This is a genomic window from Pantoea sp. YU22, from assembly GCF_003970755.1.
GTDB classification, from domain to species: domain Bacteria; phylum Pseudomonadota; class Gammaproteobacteria; order Enterobacterales; family Enterobacteriaceae; genus Pantoea; species Pantoea piersonii.
Map to the genome: position 1 here is coordinate 12744 of NZ_RYDU01000021.1, position 25440 is coordinate 38183.

Consider the following 25440-nt stretch of genomic DNA (forward strand, 5'->3'; position numbering starts at 1 on the left):
CACCGGCCTGCGCCGCGCCATTTTTTAAAGGTCATACGATGAACAGCACCGACACCTCAACAGCAAGCGTTACGCTTCATAATCCCTCTTCTTGTACCTGCGGCAGAATTATCTGGCTAAGCATGAACTGTGATTTTTTCGCGATGAGCCTCGGCACCCACGAGAGTGATGCGCGGATCGAGGCAAAGCTCGGCTCCGCCTGCAGCGGCGTTCAGTTTCGTCCGGAAAATCTTAAAGAAGCCGTTGCCGATGTTTTCTGGCAGATGTGGAATCTCTGGGAGCCCGCGGAGGGTATCAAAGTCACGGGATAGCCGCACTCAGCATCGCTAAGCGAGGCCTGGTCTAATGCGCACGCAATGGAAACGGGAAAGAGCCGTAAAAATACCCGCAACGGCGATGCATGACAGTAGAGTAAGGGCTTCAGGACATTAATGTGTGCGGCGCATTAATGGCTGGCGCAAATGCCTCCATTCCCGACAACAACCGGCTGTAACCGCGAAAAGCGGTGGCTAAAGGTGCCTGAAGCGGGCTTTTTCTGCGATCAAATTGGTGACCAGCTTCATACCGAGGCGCGCCTGAGAAAACAGACGGCGCTTTTATCGCTAGCCGAGCGCCTTACCGCTGGACTCTTCAGTTGGCTTCGCGTCTCCTCTCAGGCACACTACCCGCAGCTAGACTTATTCCCTGCTGAGACTCAGGTCTCTCATCCAACTTTACCGTGGGTCAGACTGACATCGCGAACCACCCACATCTTCGATACACCACAAGAGGAATTACCATGGCTACAGGCCCACTGAATGCAGACGAGATCGAGTGGATGGAAGACGTGTTGATGGAGCATGACAGCGAAGATGGCTTGATTGACATCAGCGAGCTGGACGGCCTTTTCACCGCCGCGCTCTCCAGCCCGTCGCCGCTGGCGCTGGATGCAATGAAGCCGGTTATCTGGGGCGAAACTACGCCGGACTGGGACGATCCTGCGGATGAGCTGCGTTTCAACACCCTGGCAGCGCGAATGATGAATGATATCGCCGAGCGTCTGAGCCTCTACCCGGAACAGTTCGAACCGCTGTTCGGCTACCGTGAAATGGATGGTCGCGAACTGCTGGTGGTGGAAGAGTGGTGTTTCGGCTACATGACAGGGGTGGCGCTGGCTGAGTGGCCTGAGCTGCCTGCTGAGCTGCAGCCGTCGCTGCAGGCGATTGCACTGCATGGCGATATCGACGAGGTGGAGAAGCTCGACGGCATGGATGAAATCGCCTATTTGCAGAGCACCGACGCGATTCAGCCTGCGGCGCTGCGCCTTTATAACTACTGGCATGGTAAGACAGACGCGGTTCACTAAAAACAGGGTAAGATAAACGGCACTAAGTGCGCTGGCAAGGTGCCAGCGCGGGAGAGATAGCCCGATCGCAAAGACGCAAAAGCGGCATCCCTGCCTGCTCGGCCCGCGACATCCTTGTCGCGGGACGCTTTGCTCCCCGGGCCATCTCTCCCGCTTGCAGACATTGGCCGTCGTCTGTAAGCGCTATTCGCGGCCTGCTTTATTGATTGATGGCCGCCTCGTCCGACTGCTTTTTCCCTTCTTCGATAAACTCTTCGTCAATCTCTTCGGCGTTGTCGCGGTTATCCTTGCCTGACAGCAGGTTCCAGCAGGCGATAAACAGCGCGGCGATTAGCGGACCAATCACAAAGCCGTTAATGCCGTAAATCTCCATGCCGCCCAGGGTAGCAATCAGGATCAGGTAATCGGGCATTTTGGTATCTTTGCCTACCAGCAGCGGACGCAGAATATTGTCCACCAGCCCAACGATCACCACGAAGAAGCCGACGATAAACAGGCCTTTCCACAGCGCGCCAGTGGCGAAGAAGAATATCGCGGCTGGCACCCAGATAATCGCCGAGCCCACGGCAGGGATCAGCGACAGGAACGCCATCAGCGCGCCCCACAGCAGGCTGCCGTCGATATCTACAAACCAGAATGCCAGCCCGCCGAGCACCCCCTGAACCAGCGCCACCACCACTGTGCCTTTTACCGTGGCGCGTGAGACGGCGACAAACTTCATAAAGAGGTGATGCTTTACGTAAGTAGAGAGCGGCAGCGCCTCCAGAATTAAATGCACCAGATAGGAGCCATCTTTTAACAGGAAAAAGAGCAAATAGAGCATGACGCCGAAGCCGACGGTAAAGGTAAACGTGCCCTTGCCGATCAGGAAGACGCTGCCCGCCATATACTGGCCGCCTTTCAGCGCGAAGGTCGACAGCTTCTGCTGGATCTGCGTCGCATTATTCAACTGATGCTCAGAAAGGAAGTTGCGAAGCCAGCCGGGCAGATGCTGCAGCAGATCGGCGAATACCGCCGGGAACTGCGCCGAATTGGTCTGCAGCTTGAGATAAACGGCGTTGATTTCCACCACCAGTGAAGAGGCGATAATCGCCAGCGGCGTAAACACGATCAGACAGATAATCAGCAGCGTAATCAACGACGCCAGACCGTTCCGATCGCCCATCTTATGCCGCAGCCAGACCTTCAGCGGGGCGAAAATCACTGCCAGAATAGCGGCCCAGAGAATGGGCGAAAAGTAGGGTGCCAGCACATCGAAAAACGCAATGGTGACCATTGCCAGAATCACGATGAAGAAACCGATATTTAATCCTTTAACACGCATGCATAAACCTCAGGTTAAGTGTTGCGGATGAACTATAGAACGCCCGACGTGCTTTGTAATGCCAATCTGTGGTTTCGTTTAAAAATATCAATCTCCCCGCCAGCCTGGCCTGGACGAAGGCACAGCGCCGTCGTGATAACGGCTATTTGCCTGGAATATGCACGATCAACGCACGGCTGTTGAAGCCTGTCGTTAAGGTGTGTAAAAATCCTGCGCAATCGTTTACTCCCGCTGTGGATAAACGAATTTTTTTGTTGCGTCTTCTGACTGCGCTGCCGCGGAGCAGCGGAGCAGGGCGGCGTAACAATGTGGCCATTGATGCAAACTCACCGTCGATGGCGTTGACGTTATAAAGACAGGACAGGCAGATGAAAACCACGCAAACCGGCACCCTTACGGCCGCCGCAGAGACGCCAGCAGAACGCGGCTGGCGCAAATCCGATACCACCTGGATGCTGGGGCTCTACGGCACCGCTATCGGCGCAGGCGTACTCTTTTTGCCGATCAATGCGGGCGTCGGCGGACTGCTGCCGCTGATCATTATGGCGATTCTTGCGTTTCCTCTGACCTTCTATTCCCACCGCGCGCTCACCCGTTTCGTGCTTTCCGGCAAAAACGCGGGGGAAGACATTACCGACGTAGTGGAAGAGCACTTCGGCGCTGGCGCGGGCAAGATCATTACGCTGCTCTACTTCTTCGCCATTTTCCCTATTCTGCTGATGTACAGCGTGGCGATCACCAATACGGTCGAGAGCTTTATCGAACACCAGCTGGGGCTGGTCTCGCCGCCGCGCGTGCTGCTGTCGCTGATCTTGATCATCGGCCTGATGACGGTCGTGCGCTTCGGCGAGCAGATGATCGTCAAGGCGATGAGTATTCTGGTTTTTCCTTTTGTCGCGGTGCTGATGCTGCTGGCGGTTTACCTGATCCCGCACTGGCACAGCGCAGCGCTGCAGACGCTGTCACTGCACCATGATGGCGGCGGCAAAGGCACAGGGATGACGCTGTGGCTGGCGATCCCGGTGATGGTGTTCTCCTTTAACCACTCGCCGATTATCTCCTCTTTCGCCGTGGCGAAACGCGCGGAGTATGGCGAAGGCGCGGAACGCAAGTGCTCACGCATTCTTGCCTGCTCACACCTGCTGATGGTGGCGACGGTGATGTTTTTTGTCTTTAGCTGCGTGCTCAGCCTGTCGCCTGAAGATCTCGCCGCGGCGAAGGCGCAGAACATCTCTATTCTCTCCTATCTCGCCAATCACTTTAACGTACCGGTTATCGCCTGGCTCGGACCCGTGATCGCCATCGTCGCCATTACGAAATCTTTCCTCGGCCACTACCTTGGCGCGCGTGAAGGTTTTAACGGGCTGGTCAATAAAATGCTGCACAGCCGCGGCAAGACCCTGGCCCCTGCGAAACTGAACCGTGCGACGGCGCTGTTTATGCTGCTCAGCACCTGGCTGGTGGCGAGCTGGAACCCGAGCATTCTTGATATGATTGAGACCCTGGGCGGTCCGGTTATCGCAATCATTCTGTTTCTGATGCCGATGTACGCCATTCGCACGGTTCCCGCGATGCGCAAATACAGCGGACATCTCAGCAATCTTTTCGTCGTGCTAATAGGGCTGGTAGCGATCTCCGCTATCTTCTACTCCCTGTTCAGCTAAGAAGGCCGCGCCCGCGACACGCGGGCCGTTTCGCGGCTGCTATAGCTTTCCCGTCCGGCAACATGCTAACTTTATTGAGAATAATTATTAGTTACTGAGGTAGTAAGCGATGAACAAGGGACTTCTGCTGGCCGGGCTGCTGACGTCGGCGGCATGCGGCGCAACCACTTATCCGTTGCAGATAACCGATCTGGACGGCAACGCCATCCGGCTCGACCATGAGCCGCAGCATGTCATCCTGCAGGATGGCCGCGACGTGCTGGCGCTGGCGCTGCTGGACCGCGACGATCCCTTTAAGCGCGTCGTAGCGTGGAATAACCTGCCGAAAAAGCAGGATACCCAGACCTGGGATCTGCTGAAGCAGCGCTGGCCGCAGGCGACCCACATCGTCGATATGGGGTTCAACGATCAGGGGCAGGTTAATCTCGAAAGCGTGCTGGCGCAGAAGCCGGATCTGATGATCGCCCAGCTGCGCGCGAAATCGGCGCTGCAGCAGTCAGGCGTGCTGGATACGCTGAAGGGACTCAATATTCCGGTGCTGTTTATCGATTATGAACTGCATCCGAAAGAGAACACCATGCGCAGCGTGGCGCTGCTGGGCCAGGTGCTGAACCGCGAGAAAGAAGCGGGGGACTATACCGCCTTCTATCAGCAGCGTTTGCAGCAGCTTGATGCCGCTATCAAACCGGTACCGCAGAAGCCGACGGTCTTTATCGAACCGATCGCCGGCAACAGCGATAACTGCTGCTTCACTCACGGCCACAACGGCTGGGGCGGGCTGGTGGAGGCGGTGGGCGGTAAAAATATCGGCTCTGCGCTGCTGCCGGGCAACGCAGGCTTCGTCTCGCTGGAGAAGATTATCGCAATGAAGCCGGACGTCTATATTATGACCGGCTCAAAGCGCCCTAATCCAGGGGTGCTGCCGTTTGGTTATCACACCACAGCGCAGCAGGTCTCGGCGACCTTCAGTGGCCTGCTGAACCGCACCGGGCTGAAGCAGATCGCGCCGGTGCAGAACGGTCGGGTTTATGGCGTTTATCACCACTTCTATAACCATCCTTACAACATTATTGGCATGGAAATTCTGGCTAAAGATCTCTATCCGCAGCGTTTTACGCAGCTCGATCCCACGGCTGATTTTCACTATATCGTGACCCACTTTACCCGACTGCCGGACGCGCCCGTTACCTTAAGCTATCCCTGAGCAGCTGGCCGCGCGTTGACAAAACGCGCGGTTAATTTACCTTCCCACTGCGCTATCTTTCGCTACTCTTAATACAAATCGCTTTCTGTTTTTAGTTCCGCTATTTTCCTTGCGCCTTCAGCGCCACCAGTCGAAAAAGATTGCCAAAACCCGAAAACATGGTGAAATGCGCGCGTTTATTTCGCGAGGACGCAATAAACCCTGCAACAGGGAGTGCAAAAACAGATGATCAATTGGGTAGCGCTGGTTGCCGCAGGAAGCTCTGACAGGTTTCAGGTAATCGATCGCTGCCGTTTGGGCTTTGCCCGAGGTGTTTATGACTACACACTCCCTGGCCTCCACGCTGAGTAAAAAATTTATCCTTGAACCGGTGATGTCGCAGAGCGGCGTCTGTATCGGTTTTGAACTCCTGACGCGCTATACCTCGGAGGCGGGTAAACCACGTAATCCCTTTATGGTGATTGAAAATATGCCGCACAGCGAGAAGCGCAAACTGCTGTATGAGCAGCTGGCTGCGCTGTCGCCGATCGTGGCGCTGCTTGAGCAGCGCGGCTTATTTATCAGTATTAACATCGACAGCGATATGGTGGGCATGCTGGAGGAGGAGGCGCGGCTGGGATGGCTGCTCAGCATCGCCAGCGTGCTTCGGCTGGAAGTGTCCGAGAATATCGACTTTCTGCAAGAGCATGACGTGCGCGCAACGCTGCAGCAGCTTAAGGCACGCGGCCTCTGTTTCTTTCTTGACGATCTCGGCACCGGTTTTTCCAACCTGGAAGCGCTCTATACCGGCCTGTTTGACGCGGTGAAAATTGACAAGCGCTTTTTCTGGGAGCAAAAGGATAAATCCATTTTCCCGGTATTAATGACCATTATTCAGCGCTATTGTCCGCAGATAATTGTGGAGGGCGTAGAGAATAAAGCGGATTTAGCAGCGCTGGAACATATACCGCTTTACGGTCTACAGGGATACTATTTTAGCGCGCTGGAGATTGACGAACTGCCGCAATATTTAGGCTGACGCGATTTATATAGTGATGCAAAGTGAGTCTGTGTAGCGCCTGCTTAATAACCGTTGCGCAATTTATTATTACCGGCGTCGTCATTTTTTGCGGATTAAGCCGGATAAAACGTTAAGAAAGCGAAAAAGACGTTGCGAGCGCGGTTTTCTTCGCCCTGCGGTTTAGGCACCTACAGCCAGGCGGCGCGCGGAAGGACGTCAGTGTGGCCTGCTGTTTTAGTGGCGTAACATTTAGCAGGCAAATTAATGGAGAGATTAATTAATTTCCCTGCCTGGTCAGACCCCAGACCTGTTTCACTATTGACGCAAAGCAGGGTGATATTATTTAGCTGTTCCACTAATTCTCGCTGAAAAATAACTACGCAAAGATTGTTAAATCAAAAGGAAATATCCTAATTCAGTTAATTATCCGTGACAGAAATATAAAGGGTGATAAGATTAGCATTCAACGCTAGTGATGTGGTGTTGTGAGCTCTAGTTTTTTCCTTGATTTGGCAAGGATTAGCCGGTATTCGGTAGTCAGGAATGTCTGTTCCCCCGATCGGTTTCGATCGGGTTTTTCATTTCTTTTTCATTCTGTTTAACCCGCTGCTTTCAGGTATATTTTACGCGTTAACACACTGCGAATTTTGCCTCTGCGCTATTTGCGTGACATGCCTCGTCTCCAGATCCACTCGTCTCCATTATTTCTGCCGAGTGTTAAGAAAGCGATAAACGGGGTAATAGTCTGTAAGTTACCGTTTTTTAAGACTTTTGGAGATGCAGATTTGGCTCCATATCGCCGATAGTACATCTCAACGGCGCGATTCTCGCTGTTGCTACTGGAGGTTTATGATGAAAAAAACAACATTACGCGTTAGCGCGACTTTTATTGCATGCAGCTCACTGATTTCTACGGTTTCCTGGGCTGACGGCCCGGGCGATCATCATGGACAGCCATGGCAGCAGCACGACGGCGACCGCCGCGACGGTGACCGTCACGACGATCGTGGACGTGGCCCGCAAGGTCATGGCCCGGATCGCGGCCCGCAGCACGATCGCTTTGCCGGCGGACCACGCGGCGATCGCCATGAAGATCGCGACCGCGATCACTTTGCCTGGAACGGCCATGATTTCCGTCGCGGCCATCCGATGCCGCACGAATATCGCGGTCCTCACTACCGGGTTGATGACTGGCGCGAGCGCCGCCTGCCGGAGCCGCCGCGTGGTGAGTACTGGTCCTATGTCGACGGCAACTATGTGCTGATTGCCGCCGCAACGGGCATTATCACCTCGCTGATTATCGGCAACGCATTCAACTAAGCCTGTAACAAGGGCGGCGCAAGCCGCCCGTTCTTGTTTCTCTCCACCTCTCCCTCATAAAAACCGGCTGCCTGCGCGCGCGCCTGTTCCTCTTTTTTTCACGCTCCCCAGGCTATGCTTTGCTTCCACACTGTTCCCTTTCGCCTGATAAGGAGTCGAGATGACAGCGGTAAAAATGGTGGCGGTTGATATGGACGGCACCTTTCTTGATAACCAAAAGCAGTACGACCGCCAGCGCTTTATGCGCTGCTACGAAGAGATGAAAGCGCGCGGCATTAAATTTGTCGTCGCCAGCGGCAATCAGTACTACCAGCTGAAATCTTTCTTCCCGACTATCGCCAGCGAAATCGCCTTTGTGGCGGAGAACGGCGCCTGGATTCTGGATGGCGAAGAGGAACTGTTTTGCGGTGAGTTTTCCCGTCCGGACGTTTATGCGCTGCTCGATACGCTGCAAAATGGCGACTATCCAGGGCTGCGCTATATTCTGTGCGGCCGCGAAAGCGCCTATTACTTTGAAGGCGCTGATGAGCAGTGGCTGGCGAAGATGCGTCACTACTGCCATCGCCTGAAGGCAATACAATCGCTGGATGAGACCAGCCACGATCGGCTGTTTAAGTTCGCGCTTAACCTGTCCGATGATTATGTCGAGCCGCTGATGGCAGATATTCAGCGGCTGCATGAGGGCGCGGCGGCGGCAACCTCAAGCGGACACGGCTCGGTGGATTTGATTGTGCCCGGCCATCACAAAGCCAACGGCCTGAATATTCTGGCGCAACGCTGGGGCATTGATCATCAGCAGGTGCTGGCGTTCGGCGACGGGGGCAACGATCTGGAAATGCTCAGACAGTCCGGTTTTAGTTTCGCCATGGCGAACGCGCCGCAGCGGGTAAAAGAGGCGGCGCGCTATGCCGCGCCCGCCAACAGCGACGCGGGCGTATTGCAGGTCATCGAGAAGATGCTGGCGGGCGAACCGCCATTCGCGTAAAGGGCACCCTGACGGGCAGCTTAGCTGCCCGTCAGCGCTATGCTGAGGTCACGTCCCATCCCTGCATAAGCATCGCGCGCATCGCCTGCTGGCTGTAATTCACCAGCGAGTTTTTGCTGTTGGCGCGCGCCAGAATCCATTCGACATCCTCATTGCTCAGCGTCTGAGATTCCTGCCAGAAAGGGGTAATGGCCTGCTGCTGCAGCCAGTTTTTCAGGAAACGCGCCGGCTGGGCTTCCGGTTCGGCGAAGAGTGCCTGCTGGAGCGTCTGCATCAGCTGCTGCTGTTGCGGCTCGCGGCTTTCTGCCAGTAAATCAAGGAACGGAAAAAGCAGGCGACCGCAAACTTCGCCATGGTGGTAGGGCTTGATCGCGCCCAGCTCGCCCGCGATGCCGTGGATAACGCCCAGACCCGCGCTGCTGAGGCTGACGCCGCCGAGCCAGGAGGCCATCATCATCGCTTCGCGCGCCGTATCGCCTTGCGCATCATCACGGTTCAGCGCCGGCCAGGCCTGAACGAAGAGCCTCAGCCCGGTCAGCGCCAGCTGTCGGGTAAAGAGATTGCCCTTGCCTGAGAGCCAGGCTTCAAACAGATGGGTGAAGGCGTCGATGCCGCAGGTCGCCAGTACCTTATCGGGCGCGCCTTTAAGCAGATCCGCATCGAGAATCGCTACCTGCGGCACAAATACCGGATGGCGCAGCGAAGCCTTAACCTTGATGTCGTGTTGATCGGTCACTACCGCGTTCTGCGTCGCCTCGCTGCCGGTGCCAGCCGTTGTTGGCACGGCGATCAGCGGCAGCGTAGCCGCCTGTACTGGCGTATCACCGACCTTTTCCAGATAGCGCGCGGTGGGCAACGGATGCTGCATCATGGCGCTGAAGGCTTTGGCGCCATCGATGACGCTGCCGCCGCCTATTGCCACCACGCGGTCCACATGGCCGCGCCAGCGTGTGACCCAGGCATCAATCTCAGCCGGTGACGCTTCATGCGCCACGATTTCATAACCAATAATAAGATCGTTTAAATCGCTTTTCAGTCGCGCATAGATCGGCCCGTTAAGAAAAGAGCGGCCGCAGAACAGCAGCGTAGGCTGTGGATCGGCGCTCAGCAGCGGCACCAGCTTATTGATGCTTCCGCGTCCAGAGAGGGTTCGTTGATTGCTGTACAGCTCGCTCAGGTTCTCACTCACCGCAACATCCTTAAGTCAAAAGGGGAAAGTCAGAGTGTATCTAAAAGCCAGAGTCCGGCAGCGGCAAACTTTCTGATAACGCTGCGACGAAAAGTTGATCACCTTCGCAAAACAGAAATTCAACCTCAGCGGGAGGTGCTTTCAACAGGATGTTACCCTTAACATGTTACTGGTAACAGTTATGTCAGGTTGTTAATCGTTTTTTCGATGCCGTACCCAACGTCCGATTCGGACCCATGATAACAATACGCTGCTGGCGCTGGCCGGTCAGTAAGGTGGAGAAAAGCTATGCCATTACTTATTGTGGCGATCGGGGTGGCGTTACTGCTGCTGCTGATGATTCGCTTCAAACTCAATGGATTCATCGCGCTGATTCTGGTGGCGCTGGTGGTTGGCATGATGCAGGGCATGCCGGTCAATAAAGTCATTCTTTCAATCAAAAACGGCGTCGGCGGCACGCTTGGCAGCCTGGCGCTCATCATGGGATTCGGCGCCATGCTTGGCAAGCTGCTGGCTGACTGCGGCGGCGCGCAGCGCATCGCTACGACGCTGATCGAGAAATTCGGCAAACAGCATATTCAGTGGGCGCTGGTGCTGACCGGTTTTACCGTTGGCTTCGCGCTCTTCTATGAAGTCGGATTCGTGCTGATGCTGCCGCTGGTCTTCAGCATCGCCGCGTCTGCGCGCGTGCCGCTGCTCTTCGTCGGCGTGCCGATGGCGGCCGCGCTGTCAGTGACGCACGGCTTCCTGCCGCCGCACCCCGGCCCGACGGCGATTGCCACCTTGTTCAATGCCGATATGGGCAAAACGCTGCTGTGGGGCACGCTGCTCGGCATCCCAACAGTGATCCTTGCCGGACCGGTTTACGCCCGCTTTCTGAAAAGCATCGATAAACCCATTCCGGAAGGGCTTTATAACCCGAAAACCTTCAGCGAAGAGGAGATGCCGGGCTTTGGCGTCAGCGTCTGGACCGCGCTGGTGCCGGTGGTGCTGATGGCGCTGCGTGCGCTGGCGGAAATGGCGTTGCCGAAAGGACATGCGCTTCTGCCTTATGCAGAGTTTTTTGGCGATCCGGTGATGGCGACGCTGATTGCGGTGCTGATCGCGATCTTCACCTTCGGCCTGAACCGCGGGCGCAGCATGGATGAGGTAATGGGCACCATTACCGACTCGATAAAAATCATCGCTATGATGCTGCTGATTATCGGCGGCGGCGGGGCGTTCAAGCAGGTGCTGGTGGACAGCGGCGTTGATAAATATATTGCCGCAATGATGCAGGAGAGCAACGTCTCGCCGATCTTTATGGCCTGGTCAATTGCCGCCGTGTTGCGCATTGCGCTGGGATCCGCCACCGTGGCGGCGATCACCGCGGGCGGCATTGTCGCGCCGCTGATTGCCAGCAGCGGTGCCAGCCCGGAACTGATGGTTATTGCGGTCGGCTCAGGCAGCGTTATTTTCTCTCACGTCAACGATCCCGGCTTCTGGCTGTTTAAAGAGTATTTTAACCTGACGATTGGCGAAACCATCCGCTCCTGGTCCGCGCTGGAAACCATTATTTCTGTGTGCGGTCTGGTGGGCTGTATGCTGCTGTCGTATGTGATTTAAAACCAACCGCCGGGCGCGCTGCCCGGCGGATAGCCTTAGCTGGCCAGCGCGCGAAACGCGGCCAGCTCCTCTTCAGGCATGCCTGCCTGTTTCGCCGCCGCGCAAATTTGCTGCCAGCTGTTGGCGTCCAGCGGGATCCCGTCACGCTCGCGCAGCGCGCGATTCGCCTCTTCCCATTCGCCTGGCACCTGTATCGGCTCGCTGCCGCTCTGCGGCGATCGCTTCACCCACTCAAGAAAGGCTTCCGCCTCTTCCTGCATCGCCGGCGCGTTGAACGCGTCCGGGTTAAGGATAATGGTGGTCATGCAGTTATAGATCGCATCATGGCTGGCGAGCACCGTTTCGTCATGAGTCGTGCGCCCGCCGGAGAGCGCACCGCCGAGAATTTCGCACAGGGTCGCCAGCGCATAGCCTTTATGCAGGCCAAAAGGCAGCAGCGAACCGTAGGGCGCTTCATGCATGACGGCAGGGTGTTCGGTCGGCTTGCCCTGATGATCGATCAGATAGCCAGGCGCGACGTCGACCCCTTTGTTGTAGGCGACACGCGTTTTGCCAAAGGCGATGCCGCTGGTAGCGAAATCGAGCAAAAGCGGGCTGGCGTTACGGCGCGGAAAGATGGCGCAGAACGGGTTCGTGCCGAAACGGCGATCGCTGCCGCCGAAGGGCGCCACCATCGGATCGCCCATCACATTGACGAAATGAAAAGAGATAAAGCCTGCCGCCGCGCACTGTTCCGCCCAGTGGCCAATTCGGCCAATATGATGAGAATGGTGCAGGCCGACCGCGGCGATGCCCGACTGACGCGCCCGCGCAATGCCTTGCTGCATCGCCTCGAAAGCAGCGACCTGACCGAAGCCGGAACGGGCGTGAAAGGTCAGCACCGCGCCGGCGTCTTTTTCCAGCACCGGATGCTGATTAAGCTGCAGATGCCCCTGACTGAACGAGGCCATATAGCTGGGGATCATGCCGACGCCGTGGGAATCGTGCCCGGCCAGATTGGCCGCCACCAGATGATCCGCCACCAGGCGCGCCTCATCAGCTTCGCTGCCGGCATGCAGCCATATCGCCTGCACAAACTGATGCAGCCGCGCGGCATTGATACGATAGAGTTCACTCACTTTCGTTTCTCCTTTTTATGGGTACAACCGCATCCTGCGACCAAAAAACGGCAACGGCAAGTGGGGAGCGTTCAGCAGAAGGGAAGGGCCACAGAGTGTGGCCCAGGGCGAGCATCAATGCGGCTGTTCAAAACCGGCTTTGACCATTTGCTCACGCAGCGCGCGCGTAATTTCGCGATTACCGCCGGTAACGGGGTAGATCACGTTGTTGACGACATCATCCAGGTAGTGCTCATCAAACTCTTGCATGGTGAGCTGCGTGCCGCCTTCATCATTGATAGCGAAAGATCCTTTAATATGATCGCCCGCGTTTTTCGCTTTAAGGCTATATCGTCCCATACTGGTATTAATCATGCTCATAATGTCTCCTTTTGCTCGACTTACGTTGGTACTCGCAGAGGCCTGCCTTTGCCGCTAAAAGTTTAGCGGGTCGCAAAGATCAAAACGAAGCGTAAAGTGGTTAAAAAAACAACTGCTGCGACCGACGTCGCAGAAATAGATCGGGCTTTTCTGGAAAGCGCGAGGGCCAGACGCAGCGGCGAGCCGACCGGCAAAAACGCAGCGATAAGCTATACTCTTATCTTGAAAGGTTTTTTACTGGCAAAGGAACATGGATATGAAAATAATTTTGTGGATTATCGCCATTATCTTCATTGTAGGGTTACTGACGCTGACTGGCGTATTTAAGTTAATCTTCTGAATCAACACGGGCACCGCTCAGGTGCCCTTGCTCGTATCCTTCTTTTTCATCTGCGAAACCAGACAGCGCGTAATGGGATCAATCGGCGTATTCGGCAACAAATCTTGCGCGGTCAGGCGCTTGTTGCAGCTGGCGCAGCGTGCGCCATGAAGCGCCGGTTCTGCGGAAGGATCATCGGTAAAAGTAAACTTTGCGCTGCCGCAGGCGGTGCAGCGAATCTTCATCACCATATCAATGCTCTCATTGCCTGAAACGAACAGGCGTTATTCTAACAAATCCCTATCTTTTATTTATCAAAAATCCTAAACAATTAATGCGCGTTATCTTTTAGGGTTTCTAGTTAACTTTTTAATTGTTATATGGTGTGATTGTTAATGAAAGTTACTTTTTCATGCTGCGAGATGCCAGAAAACGCCTGAAGCAGCGTTGAAGTATCGGTAACCGCCTTTGCCGACGTGCCAGCAAACAAGCGTTTTCTCTCGCTGTTTTGCCAGTGTTTGGTTTCGGTTGAGCATAATTACGCCCCTGACACAGGATTTTATTAAACCACGATGCGCGCGACCTGAAAGGAGCAAGCCGGTCAAACCGCCGTCGATTTGTACAGGAAAACAGTTTTGAACCGGTCTTTTTTGAGCGCCTTTGCTGGAACGTGCGCTGCGCTTACTCTCCCTTTTTCACTCCATGCCGCGAACCTGACGCAGAGCGTTGAAAGCGGCTGGAATACCTTTAGCAATAATGTGCAGCAGACCTGGGAACAGCCGCAGAATAAAGATTTCTATCTGCCTGCCATCACCTGGCATAACCGCTGGACCTACGACGACGAGCATATCAATCGCTACAATGAGCGGCCCTGGGGCGCGGGCGGCGGCATCTCCCGTTATGACGAGAAGGGCAACTGGCACGGCCTTTATCTGATGGCGTTTAAAGATTCGTTTAATAAGTGGGAGCCCTTTAGCGGCTATGGCTGGGAAGCGACCTGGCGTCCGCTGAGCGATCAGCGCTTCCACCTGGGGGCAGGCTATACCGCAGGCGTGACGGCGCGTCATAACTGGAATTATATCCCTGTCCCCGCGCTGCTGCCGCTGGCTTCGGTGGGATATGGCCCGCTGAATTTCCAGATGACCTATATTCCAGGGACTTACAATAACGGCAACGTCTTCTTCGCCTGGCTGAGGTTTCAGTTTTGATTTTTTGATGGTGGCAGGAAAGCGGGAGGAAGAGAAAAAAGGCGATATTTATCACTTTTTCATCAATTCTCACTGGACAAATGTCACTGCAATTGCTGTACTAGACGCCGACACAGTTTAGTGTCCATTTTTCATGTAAAGGTAATATAGATGTCCAAGATTAAAGGTAACGTTAAGTGGTTTAATGAATCCAAAGGATTCGGTTTCATTACTCCAGAAGATGGCAGCAAAGACGTGTTCGTACACTTCTCTGCTATCCAGAGCAACGGTTTTAAAACTCTGGCTGAAGGTCAGCGCGTAGAGTTTGAAATCACCGAAGGCGCCAAAGGCCCATCTGCTGCTAACGTTATCAGCCTGTAAGTTAACAGTCAGAATTTCAAAAACCCGCCGCATGGCGGGTTTTTTTATGGCTGAAAAAAGCGGTACAAGCCGCCTGCCATGCTACCCAGCGCCAGTATCAGCGCCATCGCTTCCTCCAGGCTTCGCGGTATCATCATTCTCATGACGTTTTCTCTCGATCAGGCTCAGGGGCTCAGCTTCGCAGGGAAAGATTAACGCAGCCTTAACCTTCTGTGACAGATTATTCTCCTTAACAAATCTGCGGCGTCAGTCACATAAAAGCCTTGTAACATAATTATAACAACCCTTACTTGCAGCTTTTTTTCCGCCAACGCTATATAAAAGAGCGGCAGTTCTATCTACTTGAGGAGACAGGATGAACATACGTCAGGCACAGGCGAAAGACAGCTTTGCGCTCAGCGCGCTGCTGGCGGAATTAGGCTACGGCGGTACCGAGAGCTTTATCGATAAACGCCTTGCCCAGCTCAGCAGCGACCCCGACGAAATGCTGCTGGTGGCGGAGCATGGGACGCAGGTGCTGGGATTCCTGTCGATGCATTTTATTCCGCAGCTGGCGCTGGCAGGTGACTTCGCCCGCATCAGCTATTTTTGTATCGCTGAAGGGGAGCGCAGCAAGGGTGTTGGCCAGCAGCTGTTACAGCACGCCGAAGCGATGGCGGCGCAGCGCGGATGCGACCGTATGGAAGTGCACTGTCACGCATCGCGCTTAAAGGCGAATCAGTTTTACATGCGCGAAGGCTACGTAGAGTCGCCGCGCTACCATATTAAAGGTCTGAACTGAGCCTCAGCTCACGTCCGGCAGCAATAGCCAGCGCGCTGGCCAGCATCTCTACCTGCGTCTCCTGCAGGCAGGCGATGCTGACGCGGATGAACTGCAACGGCCCCAGCCGGCAGCGTTCTCCTGGCAACACGGCAATGCCCCGCGCCGCCAGGGTGATCATGGCATACTGCTCCGACGCCACCGGTATGCAAATGCTTAGCCCGTCGCGCATCGGCAGATCCAGTCCGCGTGCCGCCAGCACCTTCTGCTTTTTTCTGCCCCAGGGCTGCTGACTGATTTGCAACGCACCGCGCAGGAATTGCCCGCCAGCTGGAATCAGAACGGATTTGAGATTAACAAGAAGATGATAGCCGACTTTGCCGGTGAACTTTATTAGCAGGGTCTGACGAAAACGCGCCTGACGCCGGAAGCGATCTTCCTGGCGGCCAGTAAGGGGGAAGCATGATGAAAGTAGCGATGGGACAGTTTGCGGTCAGCCGTGAATGGCAGGAAAATGCGGCTGTTTGCCTCGATCTGATGGCGCGCGCCGAAGCGGGCGGCGCCGATCTGCTGGTGCTGCCGGAAGCGGTGTTAGCGAGCGATATTGCCGATCCGGATTTGGTGCTGAAGGCCGCCCAGCCGCTGGATGGCCCCTTTCTGACGCAGCTGCTGGCGAAAAGCCAGGGTAGCGCACTCACCACCATACTGAGCATTCATGTCCCGACCGAGGGCGGTAAGGCGCTGAACGTGCTGGTTGCGCTGCGCAATGGCGAAATTATCGCCGCCTATGAAAAGCTGCATTTGTACGACGCCTTCGCCATGCAGGAGTCACAGCGCGTTAATCCCGGCCATGTTATTCCTCCGCTGATTGAGGTGGCAGGCATGAAGGTGGGGCTGATGACCTGCTATGACGTGCGCTTCCCGGAACTGGCGCGACGTCTGGCGCTGGACGGCGCCGAGGTACTGGTGCTTCCTGCCGCCTGGGTGAAAGGCCCGCTGAAAGAGATGCACTGGGAGCTGCTCACCACGGCGCGCGCGCTGGAAAACACCTGCTATATGGTGGCGGTGGGCGAGTGCGGCCCGCGCAACATCGGCAACAGCCTGACAATCGATCCGCTTGGCGTCGCCATCGCCAAAGCGCCGGAATCGGCCGCGCTGGTCTTTGCTGACCTCGATCCGCAACGCATCGCCTATGCGCGCAGCGTACTGCCGGTTCTGGAGAATCGCCGCTTTGCCCGCCCGGAACTTAAAACAGAATAACAACGCCTGAGAGAAACCATCGTGAAAAGAGTGCAACCACCAGCCTGCTGGCGCCTGGCCTGAGCGACGAGCCGACTTCAGCGCTCGACCCGGAGCTGGTGGGCGAAGTGCTGGCCACCATGCGTACGCTGGCGGATCAGGGACTGACCATGATCGTGGTGACCCATGAGATCGGTTTCGCCCGCGAAGCGGCCGATCGGGTGGTGTTTATGGATGGCGGCTAGTCGTGGAGCAGGGCCCGCCCGAACAGGTAATCGCCCGGCCACAGCATCCGCGCACGCAGGCGTTTCTGAGCCGTTTCCTTTAACGAGGCGTATACGATCTTACTCTGTTACAGAATCTAGTTGAGGTTGGCGCCGTTCTGCGCGTAAATAGCACTGTTCATTTTTCGCTTAGGTTGAAAGGTAAAGTATGGAAGGTATCAGTATTGCCAAACTGCTGATCATCGGTGCGCTCATCGTACTGCTTTTTGGCACCAACAAGTTACGTTCACTGGGTGGCGATCTGGGCTCCGCAATCAAAGGCTTCAAAAAAGCCATGAAAGATGAAGAACCCACCGCAACCAAAACAACGGCTGAAGATGTTCCGGCAGAGCGCGTTACTCATAAAGAGTAAAAGCTGACTGCCAGAGAATAGATGTAACTATTTATTTCTCACGGACATAAAAAAACCAGACCTTTTAACGTCTGGTTTTTTATTGCGCGGGATAAAGCCGCCCGGTTTATTTCACTTCCAGGCCTTTCGCCTGCATATCCGCATGGTAGGAAGAGCGTACAAAGGGACCGCATGCGGCATGGGTAAAGCCCATCGCCAGCGCTTCTTCTTTCATTTCATCGAACTCAGCAGGGCTGACGTAACGCTGAACCGGCAAATGGTGGCGGCTCGGCTGCAGATACTGGCCCAGCGTCAGCATGGTGACGCCGTGACGGCGCAGATCGCGCATGACTTCGATAATTTCTGCATTGGTTTCGCCCAGACCTACCATCAGACCCGATTTGGTCGGGATTTCCGGGTGCGCTTCTTTAAAACGCTCCAGCAGCTTCAGCGACCACTCATAGTTCGCGCCCGGACGTACCTGACGGTAGACGCGCGGCACGTTCTCCAGGTTGTGGTTGAAGACGTCTGGCGGCGTGGCGTTGAGGATCTCCAGCGCGCGATCCATACGACCACGGAAATCGGGCACCAGCGTTTCGATTTTAATCGACGGGCTCTTTTCGCGGATAGCCGTAATGCAGTCGGCGAAGTGCTGTGCGCCGCCATCTCGCAGATCGTCGCGGTCTACTGAGGTGATAACCACATAGCGCAGCGCCATATCGGCGATGGTCTGGGCCAGCTTCAGCGGCTCGCCAGCGTCCGGCGCGTTAGGACGACCGTGCGCCACATCGCAGAACGGGCAGCGGCGGGTACAGATAGCGCCGAGGATCATAAAAGTCGCGGTGCCGTGGTTGAAGCATTCGGCCAGGTTAGGGCAGGAGGCCTCTTCACATACGGAGTGCAGGCCGTTTTTACGCATCGCCGCTTTGATGCCCTGGATTCGGCTGGAATCCGCAGGCAGCTTGATTTTCATCCATTCGGGCTTGCGTAACAGCTCCTGGCGTTCAGTCACGACGGTTTTCACCGGGATCAGCGCCATTTTATCTGCGTCACGATATTTGACGCCGCGTTCCATCTGAATTGGTTTACTCATAAGTCTGCAGGTTCCGGTCGGATTGCGTAATGAGAGCTTTCGGCTTCAGGCCAGCGGTAAAGCTTTCAACTTTATTTGATAAAATTTCAAAAATTATATCAGTTCCGCCTGGCATAAGCAGCCGTAGTGCGGCGGGAAAAGTTACAATTTTGTAAATTCGCATGCGCGGTTAAGGCAGCGGCGCGTTTTCTGCCGCCAGCCACTCGACTTCCGTAAAGCCCAGCAGGCGCGCGAAGGCCGCGACCAGCAGCGGCTGTACGTCTTCAGGCGTGACGCCAGGCTGAAAAGCGCTGAGCTGCGTCATCCGCATTCCGGCATAGCCGCAGGGATTGATGCGCAGAAAGGGCGTTAAATCCATCGCCACGTTGAGCGCCAGGCCGTGAAACGAGCAGCCTTTACGAATACGCAGGCCGAGCGAGCAAATTTTCTCTTCACCGACATAGACGCCTGGCGCGTCGGGACGCGCGCGCGCCTCAACGCCGAAGTGCGCCAGCGTACTGATGACCGTCTCTTCCAGCGCGGTAACCAGCTGACGCACGCCGATCTTGCGGCGCTTTACGTCAATCAGCACGTACATCACCTGCTGCCCCGGGCCGTGATAGGTCACCTGGCCGCCGCGATCGCTCTGCACCACCGGGATATCGCCCGGCATCAGCAGATGCTCGGCCTTGCCGGCCTGGCCCTGAGTAAATACGGCGTGATGCTCTACCAGCCAGACTTCGTCGCGGCTGTCGCTGTTACGGCGATCGGTGAACTGATGCATGGCATCGGAGACGGGTTGCCAGTCGCGCTGGCCCAGCTGGCGGATAAGAAGCGTATCTGCTGACAAAACGGCGGTCCGGTTAAGGAAGAAAGGCTGAGTATAACGTCGGCAAAGGGCAAGACCAAGACCCTTTGCCGACGCCGGCACTTACAGCACCATGCGCACGATATCGATATTGCCCAGCTCTTCATACAGGGTTTCCACCTGTTCGATATGTGTGGCGTTAATGGTGATCGACACCGAGTGGTAGTTGCCTTTGCTGCTTGGCTTTACGTCGGGCGAGTAGTCGCCGGGCGCATGGCGTTGCACCACTTCAACCACTTGATCAACCAGCTCCGGTTGCGCCAGACCCATCACTTTATAGGTAAAAGGGGTAGGGAATTCGAGCAGTTCATTCAGTTTGGTTTTCATATTGACTCCGGTGCATAAAAAACAGGCTCCCGCCGAAGCGGGAGCATTATCATAACGTAGTTATGGCGACGACGTGGCGATTTTTCAACCGCCAGGCCGGTTAGCCGAACCAGTGGTGGAACATCAGCTTGATGTAATCGATGATACGGCTGAAGAAACCGCCTTCCTGCACTTCGTTCAGCACCACCAGCGGACGCTGTTCCACGGTTTTGCCGTCGAGCTGGAAGTTGATGCTGCCCACAACCTGGTTTTTCTGCAGCGGGGCGTGCAGTTCAGTGTTGTTCAGCACATAGCTCGCTTTCAGATCTTTCATACGGCCGCGCGGAATCGTCAGGTAGGCGTCTTTCTCTACGCCCAGCTGTACGCGATCGCTGTTGCCGAACCAGACCGGCTCAGAGGCGAACTCTTTGCCCGCCTTCAGCGGCGCCACGGTTTCAAAGAAGCGGAAACCCCAGGTGAGCAGTTTTTTGCTCTCTACTTCGCGTCCTTTAAAGGTACGGCCGCCCAGCACGGCTGAGATCAGACGCATCTGGCCTTCGGTCGCGGAAGAGACGATGTTATAGCCTGCCGCTTCCGTATGGCCGGTTTTGATGCCGTCTACGTTAAGGCTGGTATCCCACAGCAGACCGTTACGGTTGGTCTGGCGGATATTGTTAAAGGTAAACTCTTTCTCTTTATAAACCGAATATTCGTCCGGCACGTCGCGGATCAGCGCCTGACCGATCAGCGCCATATCGCGCGCCGAGCTGTACTGTCCGTCCGCATCCAGGCCATGCACCGTCTGGAAATGGGTGTTCTGCAGGCCCAGCGCCTTGACGTAGTTGTTCATCAGGCCGACAAAGGCGTCCTGGCTGCCGGCGACATAGTCCGCCATCGCCACGCAGGCGTCGTTGCCGGACTGCAGCACGATGCCGCGCGTCAGCTGCGAAACCGGCACCCGATCGCCAGGCTTCAGGAACATCAGCGACGAGCCTTTGAATACCGGGTTACCGGTCGCCCAGGCATCTTTGCCGACGGTAACGACATCGTCCTGATGGATCTTGCCCGCTTTGACTGCCTGACCAATCACATAGCTGGTCATCATTTTGGTCAGGCTGGCGGGATCGCGACGGGCGTCAGCGTTCTTCTCGGCCAGCACTTTACCCGAGTTGTAGTCGATCAGCACATAGGCTTCGGCATCGATATCCGGCACGCCCGGGATCATCGTTTTGAGGTTGACGTCATCAGCAAAGGCTACGTGGCTGAGCGAGAAAGCGACCAGTGATCCCACTGTCAGGCGTTTCAGGAAACGAGAGGGTTTCAGCGTGTTCATGTTATGGACTACAACATCCGTGAGTTAAGGTTAAAAAAAGTGGCTCATCATAGCAAATGCCTGTTTTACAGGCATCTTGCTTCGGCATTCTGTTGTTAACAGAGATGTCCAGCGCGGCGGCGGCTCAGCGACGCGCGCTGGTGATAAATGAAGCCTGGCCATTAGCGTTCAGGCGCTGCTGCAGCGCAGCGGCGTCGGCGCGGTTTTTAAAACTGCCGAGCTGAATGCGATAAACGTTGTTACCGGCATCCTCGACGGTGCCGCGCACGCCATACTTCTGTCCCAGGCTTTGCGCCATCTGCTGCGCGCGCGCAGCGTCGTTGATCGCGCCAACCTGCACCACGAAGCTGCCAGCCGGCTGTGCGGTCGCGCTGCTGGCGGCAGGCGCCACGGCTACGGCGGCGGCGGGCGCGGCGACAGGCTGCGGCGCAGGCTCGCTACTCTCCAGCACGCCGTTCGGCAGCGGCTGAGGCGCACCGAGGAAGCCGCTGCTGCGGACGGGCGCACCCATAGTGCCGTCGCCCTGCAGCGTGCTGTTGTCGACGGCGCGAATATCCTGCGCAGGCACCGGCGCGGCGGCAGGTTCGCTGGCGCCGTTCATCACGCCATTGCCGCCGAGATCGGGCCGGGCGGGCAGGGCATAGCTCTGCTTCGCCACGGTGGTGCCGATCGTGCCGGGACCGGAGAGCGTGCCGTCCGGCGCGACCTTAATGTAATCCACGCGCACGCGGGTATTGTTGGTGATATTAAGACGATCGCCCGCCGCGCGCGACAGGTCGATAATGCGTCCCGGCATATAAGGGCCGCGATCGTTGACGCGCACCACGATCTGGCGACCGTTGGCGAGATTGGTCACACGCACATAGCTGGGCAACGGCAGCGTAGGATGCGCCGCGCTCAGCGCGTCGGGATCGTAGCTTTCACCTGTTGCGGTGCGCTTGCCCTGCGCCTCGTCGCCATACCACGTGGCTAATCCCACTTCGCTGAAGTTAGAGGGATCTTTGACGATACGGTAAGACTTGCCGTTCGCGCTGTAATCCTGGCTGGTGCCGGGATTAATGGGCTCATATTTCGGTTCAACGCCCGGAATTTCCACTACCGGGCCATTATAGGCCGGTTGTGGCGGCGCGGTGTTTTGCGATTCCGGTGTGGTAGTACAGGCGGTCAAAACCAGTAGTGCCAGAGCAACGGCAGGCCATTCCTTACGCATGTGCAGCCTCTTAAACGCTTTTAGATAACATTTTTCTGTGAGTATGGATCGACATCACAATGCCAAATCCCGCCATAAGCACGATGAGCGCCGAGCCGCCGTAGCTGACCAGCGGCAGGGGGACGCCAACCACCGGTAAGATACCACTTACCATGCCGATATTAACGAAAACATAAACGAACAAAATCAGCATTAATCCGCCCGCCATCACGCGGCCAAAGGTGGTCTGGGCGCGCGCGGCGATTACCAGGCCGCGCAGGATCAGCAGCAGATAGAGCACCAGCAGGATCAGCACGCCCACCAGGCCCAGCTCCTCGGCGAGTACGGCGAAGATAAAGTCGGTATGGCGCTCCGGCAAAAACTCCAGCTGCGACTGGGTGCCGTGCAGCCACCCCTTGCCGCGCAGCCCGCCAGAGCCGATGGCGATTTTGGACTGAATAATATGGTAGCCCGCACCAAGCGGATCGCTTTCGGGATCGAGCAGCATCATCACGCGGTCGCGCTGATAGTCATGCATCAGGAAGAACCAGAGCACAGGAATAAAGGCCGCCACCAGCAGCACCGCCACGCCAATCAGCTTCCAGCTCATGCCGGAAAGAAACAGCACGAACAGCCCGGAGGCGGCAATCAGAATGGCGGTGCCGAGGTCCGGCTGCGCCGCGACCAGCAGCGTCGGCATAAAAATCAGGATCAGCGCGATGCCGGTATTTTTTAACGTCGGTGGGCAAACGTCGCGGTTGATAAAGCGCGCCACCATCAGCGGCACGGCGATTTTGGCGATCTCCGAGGGCTGAAAGCGCACCACGCCGAGATCGAGCCAGCGCTGCGCCCCTTTACTGATATGGCCGAAGGCGTCTACCGCAATCAGCAGTATCACACAGATAATATAGAGATAGGGCGCCCAGCCCTCATAGACGCGCGGCGGCACCTGCGCCAGAACCAGCATCATCACCAGACCCATCGCAATCTGGCCGATTTTACGCTCCATCATGCCCGGATCCTGTCCGCTGGCGCTCCAGATCACAATAGCGCTGTAAGCGAGCAGCGCCAGAATCACCAGCATAAACAGCGGGTCGATGTGGATACGCGTCCAGATCGATCTTTTCTGCGGACTATCGTTCATCGACATCGTTATTCACCTTCATAGCCGGGCGGGGTAGGAGCCGCGTCCGGCAGAGCCGTATTGTTGTCGCCCAGCATAATGTGGTCGAGAATCTGTCTCATCACCGTACCGACTGCCGGGCCTGCGCCGCCGTTCTCCAGAATCATCGTGACGGCGACGCGCGGTTTATCATAGGGAGCGAACGCGGTCATCAGTTTGTGATCGCGCAGACGCTCGGCAATCTTATGCGCGTTATAGGTTTCGTTCTCTTTCAGACCAAAGACCTGCGCGGTACCGGATTTGGCAGCGATTTTATAGGGCGCATCGGCAAAGCTTTTATGCGCCGTGCCGTTAGCGCGGTTCGCCACGCCATACATGCCGTCTTTGGCGATCTCCCAGTAGCCGGAGTGAACATCGCCAATCGGCTCGCCCGGCGGCTGACGCCATGGCACCATGGTGCGTCCCTCGCGCGTGGCGCGCAGCAGGTGCGGCACTTTTATCACGCCGTCGTTAATCAGGATCATCAGCGCCTTGTTCATCTGCAGCGGCGTCGCGGTCCAGTAGCCCTGGCCGATACCGACCGGGATGGTGTCGCCCTGATACCACGGCTTTTTAAAGCGTTTCATCTTCCATTCGCGCGTGGGCATATTGCCAGCGCTCTCCTGTGGCAGATCGATACCGGTGCGGTGGCCGTAGCCGAATTTGTTCATCCACTCCGACAGGCGATCGATACCCATGTCGTACGCCACCTGATAGAAGAAGGTGTCCGCCGACTCCTCCAGCGATTTGGTCACGTTAAGGCGGCCGTGGCCCCATTTTTTCCAGTCGCGGTAGCGCTTTTCCGAGCCAGGCAGCTGCCACCAGCCTGGATCGAACAGGCTGGTGTTGCGGTTGATCACGCCAGCGCTAAGCGCGGAGACCGCCACATAGGGTTTCACCGTCGAGGCAGGCGGATAAGAGGCCTGAATGGCGCGGTTATAGAGCGGACGGTTTTCGTCGTTAAGCAGCGCGCGATAATCTTTACCTGAAATGCCGTCGACAAAAAGATTCGGATCGTAACTGGGTGTGGAGACCATCGCCAGGATCTCGCCGGTACGCGGATCGCTGACCACGACCGCGGCGCGGCTGCCGGCCAGCAGCGTTTCGATATATTGCTGAAGCTTAAGATCGATGGTCAGCCAGATGTCACGTCCCGCCTGCGGCGACTGCTCATGCAGCTGGCGGATCACGCGGCCGCGGTTGTTCACCTCGACCTCTTCATAGCCGGTAATGCCGTGCAGCACATCTTCGTAGTAGCTTTCGATGCCGAGCTTGCCGATATCGTGCGTTGCGGCGTAGTTCGGCCATTTGCCCTCTTTATCGAGGCGCGCCACATCGCGGTCGTTAATCTTGGAGACGTAGCCGACGACGTGGGTCAGGGTAGGGCCGTAGGGGTAGTAGCGACGCTGATAGCCTTTCACCTCGACGCCGGGGAAGCGGTACTGGTTGACGGCGAAGCGCGCTACCTGCACATCGTTAAGGCCGACTTTGACGGGAATAGAGGTAAAGCGACGCGAGCGCTTGCGCTCTTTATCAAAGGCGTCGAGATCGTCGTCGGTAATATCAAGCACCGGGCGCAGATCCTGCAGCGTTTGCTTGAGATTATCGACCTTCTCCGGCACCAGCTCCGCCTGATAGATGGTGCGGTTTAGCGCCAGCGCGGTGCCGTTGCGGTCGTAGATAATGCCGCGGCTTGGCGCCACCGGCACCAGCTTGATGCGGTTTTCGTTAGAGCGGGTACTGTAATCTTCAAAGCGCAGAATCTGCAGGTGGTAAAGATTGACCACCAGCACGCTGGAAAGCACCAGAATTCCGAAGAACGCGATTAATGCCCGACGGACAAAGAGTTTCTGTTCGGCACTGTAATCGCGAAAGGCGTTGCTTTGTAATTTCAT

The 25440-nt window shown here is 56.4% G+C and carries 27 protein-coding genes and 1 pseudogene; 15 read left to right on the forward strand and 13 right to left on the reverse strand.

What is annotated here, in order from left to right:
* The first annotated feature begins 38 nt into the window (after positions 1-38).
* Both EKL29_RS20315 and EKL29_RS20320 read left to right on the forward strand, forming a co-directional pair.
* Complete coding sequence (locus EKL29_RS20315; protein WP_126690534.1) at positions 39-311, forward strand: hypothetical protein; 273 nt, start codon at positions 39-41, stop codon at positions 309-311.
* 467 nt (positions 312-778) lie between these two features.
* A complete protein-coding gene (locus EKL29_RS20320) occupies positions 779-1345 on the forward strand; it encodes a UPF0149 family protein (protein ID WP_120451361.1) in 567 nt (188 codons plus the stop codon).
* Positions 1346-1544: 199 nt separating this feature from the next.
* Here the strand turns inward: EKL29_RS20320 and EKL29_RS20325 are convergent, their stop codons facing one another.
* On the reverse strand, positions 1545-2669 hold the full coding sequence (locus tag EKL29_RS20325; protein WP_120451362.1) for an AI-2E family transporter: 1125 nt from the start codon (positions 2667-2669) through the stop codon (positions 1545-1547).
* Between the two features lie 368 nt (positions 2670-3037).
* Here EKL29_RS20325 and EKL29_RS20330 point away from each other — a divergent pair, with 368 nt between their 5' ends.
* From EKL29_RS20330 to EKL29_RS20350, 5 genes are all read left to right on the forward strand, one after another.
* Positions 3038-4333, forward strand: a complete 1296-nt coding sequence (locus tag EKL29_RS20330; RefSeq protein ID WP_126690535.1) for an HAAAP family serine/threonine permease — start codon at positions 3038-3040, stop codon at positions 4331-4333.
* A 109-nt stretch (positions 4334-4442) separates the two neighbouring features.
* A complete protein-coding gene (locus EKL29_RS20335; protein ID WP_126690536.1) occupies positions 4443-5537 on the forward strand; it encodes an ABC transporter substrate-binding protein in 1095 nt (364 codons plus the stop codon).
* A gap of 316 nt (positions 5538-5853) precedes the next feature.
* Positions 5854-6555: an EAL domain-containing protein gene (locus EKL29_RS20340; protein ID WP_120451365.1), complete on the forward strand. Its 702-nt coding sequence runs from the start codon at positions 5854-5856 to the stop codon at positions 6553-6555.
* A gap of 834 nt (positions 6556-7389) precedes the next feature.
* A complete protein-coding gene (locus tag EKL29_RS20345; RefSeq protein WP_126690550.1) occupies positions 7390-7857 on the forward strand; it encodes an RcnB family protein in 468 nt (155 codons plus the stop codon).
* 160 nt (positions 7858-8017) lie between these two features.
* Positions 8018-8842 carry a Cof-type HAD-IIB family hydrolase gene (locus EKL29_RS20350; protein ID WP_126690537.1) on the forward strand — a complete coding sequence of 275 codons (825 nt, stop codon included), beginning with the start codon at positions 8018-8020 and terminating at the stop codon, positions 8840-8842.
* A 37-nt stretch (positions 8843-8879) separates the two neighbouring features.
* Here EKL29_RS20350 and EKL29_RS20355 read toward each other — a convergent pair whose 3' ends face one another.
* Positions 8880-10031, reverse strand: a complete 1152-nt coding sequence (locus EKL29_RS20355; protein WP_126690538.1) for an iron-containing alcohol dehydrogenase — start codon at positions 10029-10031, stop codon at positions 8880-8882.
* Between the two features lie 288 nt (positions 10032-10319).
* On the opposite strand from EKL29_RS20355, the gene gntT reads away from it, so the two are divergent.
* Positions 10320-11636 (forward strand): gluconate transporter, encoded by a 1317-nt coding sequence (gene gntT, locus EKL29_RS20360; RefSeq protein ID WP_120451372.1) that lies wholly within the window; start codon positions 10320-10322, stop codon positions 11634-11636.
* 35 nt (positions 11637-11671) lie between these two features.
* On the opposite strand, the gene EKL29_RS20365 is transcribed toward gntT, so the two are convergent.
* Together EKL29_RS20365 and EKL29_RS20370 are read right to left on the reverse strand one after the other, a co-directional pair.
* Positions 11672-12754 carry a malate/lactate/ureidoglycolate dehydrogenase gene (locus EKL29_RS20365; protein ID WP_126690539.1) on the reverse strand — a complete coding sequence of 361 codons (1083 nt, stop codon included), beginning with the start codon at positions 12752-12754 and terminating at the stop codon, positions 11672-11674.
* Between the two features lie 114 nt (positions 12755-12868).
* Positions 12869-13114: a hypothetical protein gene (locus EKL29_RS20370; protein WP_120451375.1), complete on the reverse strand. Its 246-nt coding sequence runs from the start codon at positions 13112-13114 to the stop codon at positions 12869-12871.
* A gap of 96 nt (positions 13115-13210) precedes the next feature.
* Here EKL29_RS20370 and EKL29_RS23150 point away from each other — a divergent pair, with 96 nt between their 5' ends.
* Positions 13211-13441, forward strand: coding sequence for a hypothetical protein (locus tag EKL29_RS23150; RefSeq protein WP_158591210.1), 231 nt, complete (start codon positions 13211-13213; stop codon positions 13439-13441).
* Between the two features lie 30 nt (positions 13442-13471).
* Here the strand turns inward: EKL29_RS23150 and EKL29_RS20375 are convergent, their stop codons facing one another.
* Complete coding sequence (locus tag EKL29_RS20375; RefSeq protein ID WP_120451377.1) at positions 13472-13684, reverse strand: hypothetical protein; 213 nt, start codon at positions 13682-13684, stop codon at positions 13472-13474.
* Between the two features lie 384 nt (positions 13685-14068).
* Between EKL29_RS20375 and pagP the strand changes: the two genes are divergently transcribed.
* From pagP to EKL29_RS20390, 3 genes are all read left to right on the forward strand, one after another.
* Complete coding sequence (gene pagP / locus EKL29_RS20380; protein ID WP_376749720.1) at positions 14069-14641, forward strand: lipid IV(A) palmitoyltransferase PagP; 573 nt, start codon at positions 14069-14071, stop codon at positions 14639-14641.
* 150 nt (positions 14642-14791) lie between these two features.
* Positions 14792-15001 carry a transcription antiterminator/RNA stability regulator CspE gene (cspE, locus tag EKL29_RS20385; protein WP_033751857.1) on the forward strand — a complete coding sequence of 70 codons (210 nt, stop codon included), beginning with the start codon at positions 14792-14794 and terminating at the stop codon, positions 14999-15001.
* 355 nt (positions 15002-15356) lie between these two features.
* Complete coding sequence (locus tag EKL29_RS20390; protein WP_120451378.1) at positions 15357-15782, forward strand: GNAT family N-acetyltransferase; 426 nt, start codon at positions 15357-15359, stop codon at positions 15780-15782.
* Here EKL29_RS20390 and EKL29_RS20395 read toward each other — a convergent pair.
* Complete coding sequence (locus tag EKL29_RS20395; RefSeq protein WP_126690540.1) at positions 15766-16065, reverse strand: hypothetical protein; 300 nt, start codon at positions 16063-16065, stop codon at positions 15766-15768. The two genes, EKL29_RS20390 and EKL29_RS20395, sit on opposite strands and share 17 nt — an antisense overlap.
* 161 nt (positions 16066-16226) lie before the next feature.
* Between EKL29_RS20395 and EKL29_RS20405 the strand changes: the two genes are divergently transcribed.
* The 3 genes and pseudogenes from EKL29_RS20405 (at position 16227) to tatE (ending at position 17636) form a co-directional block, all read left to right on the forward strand.
* Entirely contained in the window at positions 16227-17021 is a 795-nt protein-coding gene (locus EKL29_RS20405; protein ID WP_126690552.1) for a deaminated glutathione amidase, read from the forward strand.
* Positions 17022-17080: 59 nt separating this feature from the next.
* Positions 17081-17328 (forward strand): annotated as a pseudogene (locus tag EKL29_RS20410) (ectoine/hydroxyectoine ABC transporter ATP-binding protein EhuA); the annotation flags it as partial.
* 104 nt (positions 17329-17432) lie between these two features.
* Complete coding sequence (gene tatE / locus EKL29_RS20415; protein WP_033751842.1) at positions 17433-17636, forward strand: twin-arginine translocase subunit TatE; 204 nt, start codon at positions 17433-17435, stop codon at positions 17634-17636.
* 106 nt (positions 17637-17742) lie between these two features.
* Here the strand turns inward: tatE and lipA are convergent, their stop codons facing one another.
* From lipA to mrdA, 7 genes are all read right to left on the reverse strand, one after another.
* Positions 17743-18708 (reverse strand): lipoyl synthase, encoded by a 966-nt coding sequence (gene lipA, locus EKL29_RS20420; RefSeq protein ID WP_120451382.1) that lies wholly within the window; start codon positions 18706-18708, stop codon positions 17743-17745.
* A 169-nt stretch (positions 18709-18877) separates the two neighbouring features.
* Entirely contained in the window at positions 18878-19537 is a 660-nt protein-coding gene (gene lipB / locus EKL29_RS20425; protein ID WP_126690541.1) for a lipoyl(octanoyl) transferase LipB, read from the reverse strand.
* Between the two features lie 81 nt (positions 19538-19618).
* Entirely contained in the window at positions 19619-19882 is a 264-nt protein-coding gene (ybeD, locus tag EKL29_RS20430; protein WP_033751835.1) for a DUF493 family protein YbeD, read from the reverse strand.
* A 100-nt stretch (positions 19883-19982) separates the two neighbouring features.
* Entirely contained in the window at positions 19983-21194 is a 1212-nt protein-coding gene (gene dacA / locus EKL29_RS20435) for a D-alanyl-D-alanine carboxypeptidase DacA (protein WP_120451386.1), read from the reverse strand.
* Between the two features lie 124 nt (positions 21195-21318).
* Entirely contained in the window at positions 21319-22404 is a 1086-nt protein-coding gene (rlpA, locus tag EKL29_RS20440; protein ID WP_126690542.1) for an endolytic peptidoglycan transglycosylase RlpA, read from the reverse strand.
* A gap of 10 nt (positions 22405-22414) precedes the next feature.
* Positions 22415-23527, reverse strand: coding sequence for a peptidoglycan glycosyltransferase MrdB (mrdB, locus tag EKL29_RS20445; protein ID WP_048783134.1), 1113 nt, complete (start codon positions 23525-23527; stop codon positions 22415-22417).
* 8 nt (positions 23528-23535) lie between these two features.
* Positions 23536-25440 (reverse strand): peptidoglycan DD-transpeptidase MrdA, encoded by a 1905-nt coding sequence (gene mrdA / locus EKL29_RS20450; RefSeq protein ID WP_120451389.1) that lies wholly within the window; start codon positions 25438-25440, stop codon positions 23536-23538.

Excerpts from the sequence above, each read along its gene's own strand:
- EKL29_RS20405 (WP_126690552.1), top strand. The coding sequence starts at position 16,227 with ATGAAAGTAGCGATGGGACAGTTTGCGGTCAGCCGTGAATGGCAGGAA.
- rlpA (WP_126690542.1), bottom strand. The coding sequence starts at position 22,404 with ATGCGTAAGGAATGGCCTGCCGTTGCTCTGGCACTACTGGTTTTGACC.
- EKL29_RS20330 (WP_126690535.1), top strand. The coding sequence starts at position 3,038 with ATGAAAACCACGCAAACCGGCACCCTTACGGCCGCCGCAGAGACGCCA.
- mrdB (WP_048783134.1), bottom strand. The coding sequence starts at position 23,527 with ATGAACGATAGTCCGCAGAAAAGATCGATCTGGACGCGTATCCACATC.
- EKL29_RS20375 (WP_120451377.1), bottom strand. The coding sequence starts at position 13,684 with ATGGTGATGAAGATTCGCTGCACCGCCTGCGGCAGCGCAAAGTTTACT.
- dacA (WP_120451386.1), bottom strand. The coding sequence starts at position 21,194 with ATGAACACGCTGAAACCCTCTCGTTTCCTGAAACGCCTGACAGTGGGA.
- mrdA (WP_120451389.1), bottom strand. The coding sequence starts at position 25,440 with ATGAAATTACAAAGCAACGCCTTTCGCGATTACAGTGCCGAACAGAAA.
- EKL29_RS20315 (WP_126690534.1), top strand. The coding sequence starts at position 39 with ATGAACAGCACCGACACCTCAACAGCAAGCGTTACGCTTCATAATCCC.
- EKL29_RS20340 (WP_120451365.1), top strand. The coding sequence starts at position 5,854 with ATGACTACACACTCCCTGGCCTCCACGCTGAGTAAAAAATTTATCCTT.
- cspE (WP_033751857.1), top strand. The coding sequence starts at position 14,792 with ATGTCCAAGATTAAAGGTAACGTTAAGTGGTTTAATGAATCCAAAGGA.
- ybeD (WP_033751835.1), bottom strand. The coding sequence starts at position 19,882 with ATGAAAACCAAACTGAATGAACTGCTCGAATTCCCTACCCCTTTTACC.
- EKL29_RS20325 (WP_120451362.1), bottom strand. The coding sequence starts at position 2,669 with ATGCGTGTTAAAGGATTAAATATCGGTTTCTTCATCGTGATTCTGGCA.
- tatE (WP_033751842.1), top strand. The coding sequence starts at position 17,433 with ATGGAAGGTATCAGTATTGCCAAACTGCTGATCATCGGTGCGCTCATC.
- EKL29_RS20350 (WP_126690537.1), top strand. The coding sequence starts at position 8,018 with ATGACAGCGGTAAAAATGGTGGCGGTTGATATGGACGGCACCTTTCTT.
- lipA (WP_120451382.1), bottom strand. The coding sequence starts at position 18,708 with ATGAGTAAACCAATTCAGATGGAACGCGGCGTCAAATATCGTGACGCA.
- EKL29_RS20370 (WP_120451375.1), bottom strand. The coding sequence starts at position 13,114 with ATGAGCATGATTAATACCAGTATGGGACGATATAGCCTTAAAGCGAAA.
- EKL29_RS20320 (WP_120451361.1), top strand. The coding sequence starts at position 779 with ATGGCTACAGGCCCACTGAATGCAGACGAGATCGAGTGGATGGAAGAC.
- EKL29_RS20335 (WP_126690536.1), top strand. The coding sequence starts at position 4,443 with ATGAACAAGGGACTTCTGCTGGCCGGGCTGCTGACGTCGGCGGCATGC.
- EKL29_RS20390 (WP_120451378.1), top strand. The coding sequence starts at position 15,357 with ATGAACATACGTCAGGCACAGGCGAAAGACAGCTTTGCGCTCAGCGCG.
- EKL29_RS20345 (WP_126690550.1), top strand. The coding sequence starts at position 7,390 with ATGAAAAAAACAACATTACGCGTTAGCGCGACTTTTATTGCATGCAGC.
- gntT (WP_120451372.1), top strand. The coding sequence starts at position 10,320 with ATGCCATTACTTATTGTGGCGATCGGGGTGGCGTTACTGCTGCTGCTG.